Source organism: Phenylobacterium sp. (assembly GCF_035475775.1).
Lineage (GTDB): Bacteria > Pseudomonadota > Alphaproteobacteria > Caulobacterales > Caulobacteraceae > Phenylobacterium.
In genome coordinates, this window is sequence record NZ_DATIMC010000036.1 from 1 (window position 1) to 11,057 (window position 11,057).

Consider the following 11,057-nt stretch of genomic DNA (forward strand, 5'->3'; position numbering starts at 1 on the left):
TTGAAGAAGTAGCGGTCGTAGAAATTGCGATCCGAGCCCGCATAGGCGATCGGCTCCGGAGTCTGGTGGATCGGATAATCGTCGCCCTTGGTCAGCATGCCGCCAGCCCCTTCGTCTTGACGCCCCGTCACACTTGCGACGCGCCCCCGCCCGGTATCAACTCCGGGCGACGATAAGAAGAAAAGGGAGGCGGCGTCTCCGGTGACCCCACGTCACCGCGTGGCCGCTAATCGCATGAGCGTTGCCGAAGCCATCGACCACCGCATTCCGCAACACCTCGCCGACAAGCTTGCCGAGCCGCACGCCTACGCCACAGACGAGATCCACGAGGCCTATCGCTGGCTGCGCAAGAACGAGCCGCTGGGCGTGGCCAAGATCGACGGCATCGACCCGTTCTGGGTGGTGACCAAACACGCCGACATCCTGGAGATCAGCCGGCAGAACGCGCTGTTCCATAACGGCGACCGCTCGCCGACCCTCACCACCCAGCAGGTGGACCAGCGGGTCCGGGCGATGATGGGCGGCAGCCCGCACCTGCTGCGCACCCTGGTGCAGATGGATGCGCCGGATCATCCGAAGTACCGCCTCCTGACCCAGGCCTGGTTCCTGCCGCAGAACATCCGCAGCCTCGACGAGCGGATCCGGCAGATCGCCCGCACGGCCGTCGACAAGATGGCGGCCACCGGCGGCCGCTGCGACTTCGTCAAGCAGATCGCGCTGCACTACCCGCTGCATGTGATCATGACGATCCTGGGCGTCCCCGAAGAGGACGAGCCGCTGATGCTGAAGCTCACCCAGGAGCTGTTCGGCGCGGCCGACCCCGAGCTCGGCCGCGAGCAGACGCCTCGCCCCGACCCCGAGCCCGGCAAGGAGTTCGACTTCGGCGTGATCAAGGACTTCATGGACTACTTCCAGGCGCTCTCCGAACGGAAGCGGAAGACCCCCACAGACGACCTCGGCAGCCTCATCGCCAACGCCCGGATCGACGGGCAGCCGATCTCCGATTTCGAGGCCATGAGCTACTACATCATCGTCGCGGCGGCGGGCCACGACACCACGTCCTCGTCCACCGGCGGCGCCATGTGGGCGCTGGCGGAGCGGCCCGGCGAGGTCGCGAAGGTGAAGTCGGACCCGTCCCTGATCCCGGGCCTCGTGGAGGAGTCGATCCGCTGGACGACGCCGGTGAAGACCTTCATGCGGACGGCGACGGCGGACACCGAGTTCGCGGGCCGGCAGATCGGGAAGTTCGACTGGCTGATGCTCTGCTACGCCTCGGGCAACCGCGACGAGGACGTCTTCGAGGACCCCTTCGAGTTCCGCGTCGATAGGCAGCCGAACAAGCAGCTTTCCTTTGGGTATGGCGCGCACGTCTGCCTGGGCCAGCATCTCGCGCGGATGGAGATGAGGATACTCTGGGAGGAGATGCTGCCGCGCCTGAAGTCTGTGGCCCTCGACGGCGAGCCGGCGATGAGCGACGCCGTCTTCGTGAACGGCCCCAAGCGCCTGCCGATCAAGTTCGAGATGAGCTGAGGCCCAGTTGCCAACCCTCTTCGTCATCCCGGCCGCAGCGAAGCGGGGAGCCGGGACCCAGCGGATTGCGAGGTGCGCCGGCCCTGGATCCCGGGTCGTCCTGGCGGCCGTCCGGGATGACGGACGGGGGTCGCGATGACGGACCACCCGCTCGCGCCGCGGGTCGCGGCCTACCTCGCGACCAAGATACCCGGCGCCTCGGACCTGACCGTCGAGGCCATGGAGCGCATTTCGGGCGGGGCGAGCCGGGAGACCTACCGCTTCCGCGCGCGCTGGCGAGAGGCGGGCGAGAGCCGCGAGCGGCGGATGATCCTCAGGCGCGATCCGCCGGCCTCGCTGATCGAGACCGAGCGGCGGGTCGAGTTCGCGGCCTACCGCGCCTTCCACGGCTCGGCGGTGCCGGTGCCGGAGATGCTCTGGCTGGAGGAGGACCCCGCCCACCTGGACCATCCGTTCTTCATCGCCGAGGAGCTGGCGGGCTTGCAGGCCTCGCCGCAGATGCTGCTGGCGGGCGGCTACGACGCCGCGCTCCCGAAGGTGGCCGAGCGGAAGTGGACCATCCTGGGCGAGATCGCCAAGGCCGATCCGAAAGCGCTGGGCCTCACCGAGGTGATACCGGCGCCGCCGCTCGACGGCTGCTGGCGGCGCGAGCTCGACTACTGGGAAGCCGTCTTCGACCGCGACCAGGCCGAGCCGCTGCCGATCGCGCGCGCCGCGATCCGGTGGCTGAGGGCCCATCCGCCGCCGCCGGCCCAGAAGCTCTCGGTCGTGCACGGCGACTACCGCACCGGCAACTTCCTCTACGACGAGGCGGGCGAGATCCATGGCGTGCTGGACTGGGAGATGGCCCATCTCGGCGATCCGCTGGAGGACCTGGCCTGGGGCTTCAATCCGATCTGGGAGTTCGGACGCGGCCTGGCCGGCGGCCTGCTGCCGCGCGAACGGGCGATCGCCATCTGGGAGCAGGCCAGCGGCCTGAAGGCCGATCCGCAGGCGCTGCACTGGTGGATCCTGTTCAACTGCGTGAAGGGCCAGGCGATCTGGGTGGGTTCGGCCGGGGCCTTCATCAAGGGCGGCAACAAGGCGCCGATCATGATCTATCCCGCCTGGTGGCTGCTGAACGCCCAGGACCGCGCCATCCTGAAGGTGATGGGGAAGCTATGACGCCCGAGGTGCCCGCCGTCCTCGCCGAGCTCGCGGCCGTGGTCGCCCGCAACGCCGCGCCGGGCGTGCCGGAGCCGGAGCGGGCGAGCGAGCTGGGCCTCACCGCCATGCTGCTGGGCCTCGCCGCGGAGGTGTGGGACGGCGCGGCCGCCAGGCTGGTCGAGGAGAACCGTGCGCTGAGGGCGCTGCTGTCCGACACCGGCGCCGACGAGGACCTGCGCCTCTCGAAGCTCAAGGCCGGGAACGACCGGCTGCGGGGCAAGCTGATCGAAGCCCAGATCGCCGCCGAGCAGGCCGGCGACCAGGCGCGCCAGGAGGCGATCTGGGCCGAGCTGCGGGCCTCCACCGAGCGGCGGAAGATCTCGGTCTCCCTGGTCTAGGTGCGGAGCAGCTCGAGCGTCCTCGCATCCGCCTCACCCGCGAAATACTTGGCGAGCGCCGCCTGGAACACGGGCTCGTCCGGCGCGGCCGCGTGGAACAGCGTGAGCGAGGAGCGAAACTTCAGGTCATCGGGGGAGCCGAAGATCTCGTGCGCGGTGCGGGCCGCCAGCGCATTCACCACCGCCGTGCATTCCATGAGCCTCGGTCCCAGCAGCGGATGGGCGAGGTAGGCCCGGGCCTCGGCGAGCGAGCCCAAGCCGTAGAACTGCGCCGTGGGGCTCGCGCCGAGGCCCTTCAGCTGCGGGAAGACGAACCACATCCAGTGCGTCCGCTTGCGCCCGGCGCGCAGCTCGCCCAGCGCCTGGCCGTAGATGTCCGCCTGGGCGGTCTCGAAGCGCCGAAGGTCGAAGGGGTCGTCCATCGCGATCTTCCGCTCCGGCGGGCGTGACAAGCGCGCCCGGGTCGGCTTTGTTGCGCCGCCGCCGTTCATCGCGGCGCCCACTCTCAGCCATTTCATCAGGACAGCTTTTCAGATGCCACCACGGATGTTGCCCGACCCCACGCCGGAGACCCGGCATTTCTGGGACGGGTGCAGGCAGGGCGAACTGCGCCTTCAGCGCTGCACCGAATGCGACGGCGGAAGCTATTTCCCGCCGAGGCCCTTCTGCCCCAAGTGCGGCAGCCGCAAGGTCGAGACCTTCAAGGCGAGCGGCCAGGGCGTGCTGTGGTCCTACGTGATCAACATGCGCCCCCGCCCCGACATGGGGACCGAGCCCTACGCCATCGCGGTCGTGAGGCTGGCCGAAGGGCCGAAGATGATGACCAACATCACCGGCTGCCCGCAGACGCCCGAGGCGCTGAAGCTCGACATGCCGCTGAAGGTCGCGTTCGCCAAGCAGAACGACGACATCTCCCTGCCCTTCTTCGAACCGGCGGGAGCCTGACGCGCCATGAAACAGAAATCTGTCGCGGTCGTCGGCGCCGCCGAGACCACCAAGATGGGCAAGATCCCCGACCAGTCGGTGATCGGCCTGCACGCCGATGCGGCGCTGAACGCGCTGGCCGACTGCGGGCTGAAGCCCTCGGACATCGACGGCGTGGCCACGGCGGGCCTGAGCCCCGTCGAGCTCGCGCACTACCTGGGGATCACGCCCACCTACGCCGACGGCACGAGCGTCGGCGGCTGCTCCTTCATGCTGCACGTCCGCCACGCGGCGGCGGCGATCAACGAGGGGCTCGCCAACACCATCCTGATCACCCACGGCGAGAGCGGCCGCTCCCGCGTGGGCGCCGGCGGCCGGTTCGGCGGCGGGGCGTCGAGCCTGGCGGGGCAGTTCGAGCAGCCCTACGGGCCGGTCGGGCCGCCGACCATGTTCACCGTGCCGGTGCTCCGCTACCTGAAGTCCTATGGCCTGACGGAGGAGGATCTCGCCTGGGTCTCGGTGATCCAGCGCGAGTGGGCGGCGATGAATCCCCGCGCCAGCTTCAAGGACCCGATCACCGTCGAGGACGTGCTGAACTCGCCGATGATCGCCTGGCCGTTCCGGATGCTGATGTGCTGCCTGGTCACCGACGGCGGTGGGGCGCTGGTGCTCACCTCAGCCGAGCGCGCCAAGGACTTCCCGCGCAAGCCGGTCTACGTGCTCGGCACGGGCGAGAGCGTCGAGACGCCGATGGTCAGCCAGATGGAGGACTTCACCACCTCCAAGGCGTTCCGAGTGTCCGGCAAGAAGGCGTTCGACGAAGCCGGGATCACCCACAAGGACGTCGATCACCTGATGATCTACGACGCCTTCGCCCACCTGCCGCTCTATGGCCTGGAGGACCTCGGCTTCTGCAAACCGGGCGAGGCCGCGGCCTTCATCCGCGAGCGCAACACCGCCCCGGCCAAGGACGACAAGCCGATGGGCAAGCTGCCGCTCAACACCAACGGCGGCGGCCTCTCCTACATGCACTCGGGCATGTACGGCATGTACGCCCTGCAGGAGAGCGTCCGGCAGCTGCGCGGAGTCGCCCCCGCCCAGGTGCCCGACGCGAAGATCAGCATCGCCCACGGGGTCGGCGGCATGTTCGCCGCATCCGGGACCATCGTCTTCTCCAACGAGGCGCCCTGAGAAGGGGCCCGGTCTCCTTCCAGCCCGGTTCGGGAAGGAGACCGGCCGCCGGCGCGGGAACACGGTTCAGCTTTGTGAGTTGCTGTGATCGGGAGGCCCGCGATGGGGATGCTCGCCCGTGCGACCGTGGCTGCGCCGTTGCTCGCGGCCGCACTGAGTCTGGCGGGCTGCAACCGCGAGGCCCGCGACCTGCACCCCGCGCCGGCCGCCGAGACCGGCCCGAAATCGGTGAGCGTCAGCGACCTCTACCCGGGCCCCTATCCCGCGCCGACGCCCAGCGATCCGCGCGCGCAGGTCTATGACGGCAACGCCTTCCACATCGCCAACGGCCAGCGCTACTACGAGTGGTTCAACTGCTCGGGATGCCACTTCCATGGCGGCGGCGGCATCGGCCCGGCGCTGATGGACGAGAAGTGGCGCTACGGCGGCAAGATCGAGCAGATCTACGCCTCCATCGCGCAGGGCCGGCCGAACGGCATGCCCTCGTTCAAGGACCGCATTCCCGAGACACAGATCTGGGAGATCGCAGCCTACGTCCGCTCGCTCTCGGCCAACGCGGACAAGCTCGCCGTGCCGAGCCGCGAGGACACGATGCGCGGGCCGCCGCCGCTCAACAACCTCGACCGGGAGCCGCTGAAGGGCGATCCGGCGGCCGCCAAGGCGGGCGGCGGCTGATGCCGCGGCGGGCGCAGCTTGTCGCGCTGCTGGTGCTCGGCGGCGGCGTCGCCGGCTGCAGCGGCGTGCAGACGGCGCTCGACCCGGCCGCCGACCAGGCAGCCTCGATCGAGGTGATCTGGCGCACCATGCTGGTGGTCTGCGGGGTCATGTACCTGCTGGTGCTGGGGTTCCTGGCCTGGGCGCTGTGGCGCGCGCGCCGCCCGGCCGCGGTCGACGATGCGCCCTTGCCGGCCGAGACCGCGGCGGAGCCGGCGCTGGCCCGCGGGCTCACCGGCTGGGTCGCCCTGATCGTGGCCGGGCTCCTGGTGCTGACCACGGTGAGCTTCCTCGTCGACCGCAGCCTGGCCGAGGTCGGGCCCGATCCTCTGAAGATCAAGGTCACCGCCAATCAGTGGTGGTGGCAGGTGGAGTACGAAGGCGACGCGCCCACCGACCGCTTCACCACCGCCAACGAGCTGCACCTGCCGCTGAACCGCCCGGCGGTGATCGAGCTGCATGCGGCGGACGTGATCCACTCCTTCTGGGTCCCGAACCTCTCCGGCAAGACCGACCTGATCCCCGGCCGCACGAACTACATGGCGGTGACGCCCAGGCGGCTGGGCGCCTTCCGCGGGCAATGCGCCGAGTTCTGCGGTTTCGAGCACGCCAAGATGGCCTTCGACGTCGTGGTCGACCCGCCCAGGACCTTCGAAGCCTGGCGGCGCCATCAGATCCAGTCCGCCTCCGATCCGGTCACGGCCGAGGCCGTCTACGGCAAGCAGGTGTTCACCTCCCAGGCCTGCGTCATGTGCCACCGCATCCAGGGCACGGACGCGGGCGCGACGGTCGGGCCCGATCTGACGCACCTGGCGAGCCGCAGCCACATCGCCGCCGGCGCGCTGCCGAACGACACCGGCGACCTGCAGGCCTGGATCGCCGACCCGCAGGGCGTGAAGCCCGGCACGGCCATGCCGCGGGTGGCGCTGAACTCCGGCCAGCTCAATGCGGTCGTCGACTACCTGGAGACCCTGAAATGAGCGCGGCCGACGCGAGCGCCCTGCCTACCGCGCTGCCGGCCGAGGAGGACGTGCGGCTGACCCGCACCTGGGCGACGCCGCCGGGCTTCTGGGGCTGGCTCACCACCGTCGACCAGAAGCAGATCGCCAGGCGCTACGTCGTCACGGGCCTGGTGTTCTTCGCGCTCGCCGGCCTGCTGGCGGCGGCCATGCGCGCACAGCTGTCGCGGCCCGACAACCACCTGCTCAGCCCCGACCGCTACAACCAGATCTTCACCATGCACGGCTCGACGATGATGTTCCTGTTCGCCGTGCCGATCATGGAGGGCATGGGGCTCTACCTCGTGCCGCTGATGATCGGGGCCAGGACCATGGCCTTTCCGCGGCTGAACGCCATGAGCTACTGGATGTACCTGGCCGGCGGGATCTTCCTGTGGACCGCCTTCATCCTGAACGTGGGCCCGGACATCGGCTGGTTCGGATACGTGCCGCTCTCCGGCCCCGAGTACGGCATCGGCAAGCGGGCCGACGTCTGGGCCCAGATGATCACCTTCACCGAAGTGGCGGCGATGGCGGCGGCCGCCTCGACGGCGACCAGCATCTTCAAGATGCGCGCGCCGGGCATGACGCTGGCGCGGATGCCGATCTTCGTCTGGGCCATGCTGACCACCGCGTTCATGATCATGCTGGCCATGCCGGCGGTGATGCTGGCCTCCAGCTTCCTGATCTCCGACCGGCTGATCGGCACGCACTTCTACAACTACGCCGAGGGCGGCTCGGTCCTGCTGTTCCAGCACCTGTTCTGGTTCTTCGGCCACCCGGAGGTCTACATCATCTTCATCCCCGGCCTGGGGATGGTCTCGGAGATCACCCAGACGTTCTGCCGCCGGCCGGTGTTCGGCTATCCGGCGGTGGTGCTCTCGATGCTGGCGACCGGCTTCCTCGCGTTCGGGCTGTGGGTGCACCACATGTTCGCGACCGGCCTGCCGCACATGGGCGACAGCTTCTATACGGCCGCCTCCATGACCATCGCCATCCCCTCGGGCGTGCAGATCTTCTGCTGGCTGGCCACCATGTGGGACGGCAAGCCCCGGCTCGCGCCGCCGATGCTGTGGGTGATCGGCTTCGTGATCACCTTCGTGCTGGGCGGGCTTTCCGGCGTGATGCTGGCCTCGGTGCCGCTCGACACCCAGGTGCACGACACCTACTTCGTGGTCGCCCACTTCCATTACGTGCTGATCGGCGGGGCGGTGTTCCCGCTCTTGGGCGGCATCTACTACTGGTTCCCGAAGGCGACCGGCCGGATGCTGAACGAGGCGGCCGGCAAGTGGAGCTTCTGGCTCGTCTTCCTGGGCTTCCATACCGCCTTCTTCCCGATGCACATCCTGGGGCTCTGGGGCATGCCCAGGCGGGTCTGGACCTACCCCGCCGACATGGGCTGGGGCGCGCTCAACCTCACCTCGACCATCGGCGCCTACATCCTGGCGGCCGGCGTCCTCGTCTACGTGCTGAACCTCATCGTCAGCTACCGCCGCGGCGCGCCCGCCGGGCCGAACCCGTGGGGCGCGAGCGGGCTGGAGTGGGCCGCGGCCTCGCCGCCGCCGAGCTACAACTTCGGCCTCACCCCGGTCGTCGAGAGCCGGCATCCGCTGTGGACGGGGGGCGGTCGGCTGCCGACGCTCACCGGCCTCAGCCTCGATCACCGCGAGGTGCTGCTGACGACCGTGACCGATGCGCGCCCCGACCTGCGGCACGGATCGCCCTCGCCGAGCATCTGGCCGTTGCTGACCGCGGTCGCGGTGAGCGCCCTGTTCATCGGCTCGATCTTCGACGAGTGGTGGATCGTCTGGCTGTCGATCCCGTTCGCGCTGGCGGTGCTGGGCTGGTTCTGGCCGCGCAAGTCGCACGGCAAGAAGGTGGGCGCGCCGGATGAGACGCCGCCGGGAGCCCTGGCATGAGCCGCCGGCCCGCCGCCGCCGCCGTTCCGGCCGGACAGGACCTCTCGCTCCTGCCCGCCGCCGGCTTCAGCGCCCATGGGCTCTGGTACTGGGCGGGCCTCGCCTTCATGCTGATGGAGGGCTCGGCGTTTGCGCTCGCCTGCGCCGCCTATGTCTACCTGATGAACTCGGCCGACCAGTGGCCGCTCGAAGGCCGCGCCCCGGCGCTCTCCTGGGGCACGGCGCAGACCGTGCTGCTGCTGGGCAGTCTGGTCCCGACCTGGTTCCTGGCCCGCGCGGCGCTGCGCCGCGACCTGAAGGCGACGCAGGGCTGGGGCGTTCTGGTGGCGGCCCTCAACGCCCTGGCGCTGGTGATCCGCGCCGTCGAGTTCCTGCATCTCAACACCCGCTGGGACAGCGACGCCTACGGCTCGATCACCTGGACGCTGATCCTGCTGCACACCGTCCACCTGATCACCGACTTCGTGGACACCTTCTTCCTCACGGTCTTCCTGTTCACCCATCCGGTCCCGACCGAGCGGTTCTCGGACGTGCAGGATGACGCCCTCTACTGGGCCTATGTGGTCTTCACCTGGCTGCCGCTCTACCTCCTGATCTACTGGGCCCCGAGGTGGGCGCCATGACCTCCGCGCTCCGCCGCTCGCCCTGGACGCCATGGGCCGGCCTGTTCGCAGGCGCGGCGGGCTGGTTCCTGCACCAGCAGGGCGGGGCCGGGGCCAACTACTGGGACTGCCGCTTCGGCGGGCCGCTCTGGACCGTAGGCCTGGGCCTGGTGAGCGCGGCGATCATCCTGGCGGGCGGCTGGATCTCCTGGTCGGCCAGGCGGGCGCCCGAAGGCGGCGAGGACCTGCCCGGCGCCCGGCGGTTCGGTGGAACGGTGGGGGCGATCGCGGCGCTGGTGTTCCTGTTCGCGGTCGCGCTGCAGACGCTCGGCGGCCTGATCGTGCCGGCGTGCCCATGAGATGAAGCGGCTCGCGCTCACAACCTTTGCGATCCTCGCCGCCACGCCCGCCTGGGCGCACACGGCGGCGACCGCCGCCCAGCCCGGCTGGCCCGGGCCGGAGCCCTGGATGCTGGTCCCGATGCTCGCCGCCGCCGGGCTCTATGCGCTGGGCTACGCCAGGCTGGCCCGGCGCTCCGACCACGGCCGGGGCGAGCTGGCGCGGCGCGGCCGGTTCTTCGTCCTGGCGATGGCGGTGCTCGCCGGTGCGACGCTCTCGCCGCTGCACGCGCTGGGGGCGCGCTCGTTCACCGCGCACATGGGCGAGCACGAGCTGATCATGCTGGCCGCGGCGCCGCTGTTCGTGCTCGCGCGGCCGCTGGCGGTGATGATCTGGGCGTTCCCGGCGGCCGCCCGCCAGGGCCTCGCCGCGATCCCGCGCAGCCGGACAGGCGCGGGGCTCTGGCGGTTCTTCACCGATCCGCTGCTCGCCACCGTGCTGCAGGCCGCCGCGCTGTGGGTCTGGCACCTGCCGTCGCTGTTCGACCTCGCCCTGAAGTCGGAGGCCTGGCACGGCGCGCAGCACATCGCCTTCTTCGTGACCGCGCTCCTCTTCTGGTCGGCCATGCTGTCGCCCAGGCGGAGCCCCTGGACGGCGGCCGCCTGCCTGTTCTTGACCTCGATGGCGAGCGGCGCGCTGGGGGCGTTCATGGCGCTCTCGGAGAGCCCCTGGTACGCGCCGTACGCCGCCCTCGGCCTCGCGGCCTTCGGGCTCACCCCGGCCGAGGACCAGCAGTTGGCGGGCGCGCTGATGTGGGCGCCGGGCGGGCTTTTCCATGCGGTGGTGGCGATCGCCATTCTGGCGCCGGCGCTGCGGAGCGGCGGCAAGGAGGTGGTCCATGGCTGACGGCTCTCGGACCGCGGCCCTGGTCGGCGTGCTGGTGGTCGCCGGCGCGGTGGCGGCGATCACCTACAACCAGATCGATGCGCGCCGGCAGCTCGACGCCCGCGTGCACGTGCTGACCGGCGGCGATCCCGACATCGGCCGCGCCGACCTCGCCAATCGGCCCTGCGGCAGCTGCCACGAGATCCCGGGCGTGGCCGGCGCGGTGGGCCGCGTGGGCCCGCCGCTCGAGCACTTCGCCGGACGCACCTTCATCGGCGGCCGGGCGACCAACACGCCGGAGAACCTGGTCCGCTGGATCGAGGATCCGCACACCATCGACCCGCAGAGCGCGATGCCGGCGATGGGGGTCGGCGACCGGGAGGCGCGCGACATGGCCGCCTACCTCTACAC

14 protein-coding genes are annotated in these 11,057 nt (G+C 70.2%); 12 read left to right on the top strand and 2 right to left on the bottom strand.

The features are described 5' to 3' along the window. Positions 1-98 (bottom strand): hypothetical protein (locus VLI41_RS04605; RefSeq protein ID WP_325266894.1); only part of this gene is annotated, 98 nt, incomplete at its 3' end. Between the two features lie 136 nt (positions 99-234). On the opposite strand from VLI41_RS04605, the gene VLI41_RS04610 reads away from it, so the two are divergent. The 3 genes from VLI41_RS04610 to VLI41_RS04620 all read left to right on the top strand — a co-directional run bounded on the left by VLI41_RS04610 (position 235) and on the right by VLI41_RS04620 (position 3,074). Further along, on the top strand, positions 235-1,530 hold the full coding sequence (locus tag VLI41_RS04610; protein WP_325266881.1) for a cytochrome P450: 1,296 nt from the start codon (positions 235-237) through the stop codon (positions 1,528-1,530). 135 nt (positions 1,531-1,665) lie between these two features. Next, complete coding sequence (locus tag VLI41_RS04615; RefSeq protein ID WP_325266882.1) at positions 1,666-2,694, top strand: phosphotransferase family protein; 1,029 nt, start codon at positions 1,666-1,668, stop codon at positions 2,692-2,694. Continuing rightward, positions 2,691-3,074 (top strand): hypothetical protein, encoded by a 384-nt coding sequence (locus tag VLI41_RS04620; protein ID WP_325266883.1) that lies wholly within the window; start codon positions 2,691-2,693, stop codon positions 3,072-3,074. The genes VLI41_RS04615 and VLI41_RS04620 overlap by 4 nt, the downstream gene beginning before the upstream one ends. On the opposite strand, the gene VLI41_RS04625 is transcribed toward VLI41_RS04620, so the two are convergent. After that, positions 3,071-3,592, bottom strand: coding sequence for a DUF1810 domain-containing protein (locus tag VLI41_RS04625; RefSeq protein ID WP_325266884.1), 522 nt, complete (start codon positions 3,590-3,592; stop codon positions 3,071-3,073). The two genes, VLI41_RS04620 and VLI41_RS04625, sit on opposite strands and share 4 nt — an antisense overlap. Positions 3,593-3,620: 28 nt before the next feature. Between VLI41_RS04625 and VLI41_RS04630 the strand changes: the two genes are divergently transcribed. The 9 genes from VLI41_RS04630 to VLI41_RS04670 all read left to right on the top strand — a co-directional run. Continuing rightward, a complete protein-coding gene (locus tag VLI41_RS04630; protein ID WP_325266885.1) occupies positions 3,621-4,019 on the top strand; it encodes a Zn-ribbon domain-containing OB-fold protein in 399 nt (132 codons plus the stop codon). Between the two features lie 6 nt (positions 4,020-4,025). Then, positions 4,026-5,189: a thiolase C-terminal domain-containing protein gene (locus VLI41_RS04635; protein WP_325266886.1), complete on the top strand. Its 1,164-nt coding sequence runs from the start codon at positions 4,026-4,028 to the stop codon at positions 5,187-5,189. 102 nt (positions 5,190-5,291) lie between these two features. Next, positions 5,292-5,864 carry a cytochrome c gene (locus VLI41_RS04640; RefSeq protein WP_325266887.1) on the top strand — a complete coding sequence of 191 codons (573 nt, stop codon included), beginning with the start codon at positions 5,292-5,294 and terminating at the stop codon, positions 5,862-5,864. Further along, positions 5,864-6,883, top strand: a complete 1,020-nt coding sequence (gene coxB / locus VLI41_RS04645; protein ID WP_325266888.1) for a cytochrome c oxidase subunit II — start codon at positions 5,864-5,866, stop codon at positions 6,881-6,883. The genes VLI41_RS04640 and coxB overlap by 1 nt, the downstream gene beginning before the upstream one ends. Beyond that, positions 6,880-8,820 (top strand): cytochrome c oxidase subunit I, encoded by a 1,941-nt coding sequence (gene ctaD, locus VLI41_RS04650; protein WP_325266889.1) that lies wholly within the window; start codon positions 6,880-6,882, stop codon positions 8,818-8,820. Before coxB ends, ctaD begins: the two co-directional genes overlap by 4 nt. After that, positions 8,817-9,443, top strand: coding sequence for a cytochrome c oxidase subunit 3 (locus tag VLI41_RS04655; protein ID WP_325266890.1), 627 nt, complete (start codon positions 8,817-8,819; stop codon positions 9,441-9,443). Before ctaD ends, VLI41_RS04655 begins: the two co-directional genes overlap by 4 nt. After that, on the top strand, positions 9,440-9,781 hold the full coding sequence (locus VLI41_RS04660) for a hypothetical protein (protein ID WP_325266891.1): 342 nt from the start codon (positions 9,440-9,442) through the stop codon (positions 9,779-9,781). The genes VLI41_RS04655 and VLI41_RS04660 overlap by 4 nt, the downstream gene beginning before the upstream one ends. Position 9,782: 1 nt before the next feature. After that, entirely contained in the window at positions 9,783-10,667 is an 885-nt protein-coding gene (locus VLI41_RS04665; RefSeq protein WP_325266892.1) for a cytochrome c oxidase assembly protein, read from the top strand. Continuing rightward, positions 10,660-11,057 (top strand): c-type cytochrome (locus VLI41_RS04670; protein ID WP_325266893.1); only part of this gene is annotated, 398 nt, incomplete at its 3' end. The genes VLI41_RS04665 and VLI41_RS04670, both read left to right, overlap by 8 nt.

Bases quoted from the DNA above. Each gene is read 5' to 3' on its own strand.
- coxB (WP_325266888.1), top strand. From the start codon at position 5,864: ATGCCGCGGCGGGCGCAGCTTGTCGCGCTGCTGGTGCTCGGCGGCGGC.
- VLI41_RS04655 (WP_325266890.1), top strand. From the start codon at position 8,817: ATGAGCCGCCGGCCCGCCGCCGCCGCCGTTCCGGCCGGACAGGACCTC.
- VLI41_RS04635 (WP_325266886.1), top strand. From the start codon at position 4,026: ATGAAACAGAAATCTGTCGCGGTCGTCGGCGCCGCCGAGACCACCAAG.
- VLI41_RS04610 (WP_325266881.1), top strand. From the start codon at position 235: ATGAGCGTTGCCGAAGCCATCGACCACCGCATTCCGCAACACCTCGCC.
- VLI41_RS04620 (WP_325266883.1), top strand. From the start codon at position 2,691: ATGACGCCCGAGGTGCCCGCCGTCCTCGCCGAGCTCGCGGCCGTGGTC.
- VLI41_RS04660 (WP_325266891.1), top strand. From the start codon at position 9,440: ATGACCTCCGCGCTCCGCCGCTCGCCCTGGACGCCATGGGCCGGCCTG.
- VLI41_RS04615 (WP_325266882.1), top strand. From the start codon at position 1,666: ATGACGGACCACCCGCTCGCGCCGCGGGTCGCGGCCTACCTCGCGACC.
- VLI41_RS04630 (WP_325266885.1), top strand. From the start codon at position 3,621: ATGTTGCCCGACCCCACGCCGGAGACCCGGCATTTCTGGGACGGGTGC.
- ctaD (WP_325266889.1), top strand. From the start codon at position 6,880: ATGAGCGCGGCCGACGCGAGCGCCCTGCCTACCGCGCTGCCGGCCGAG.
- VLI41_RS04625 (WP_325266884.1), bottom strand. From the start codon at position 3,592: ATGAAATGGCTGAGAGTGGGCGCCGCGATGAACGGCGGCGGCGCAACA.
- VLI41_RS04665 (WP_325266892.1), top strand. From the start codon at position 9,783: ATGAAGCGGCTCGCGCTCACAACCTTTGCGATCCTCGCCGCCACGCCC.
- VLI41_RS04640 (WP_325266887.1), top strand. From the start codon at position 5,292: ATGGGGATGCTCGCCCGTGCGACCGTGGCTGCGCCGTTGCTCGCGGCC.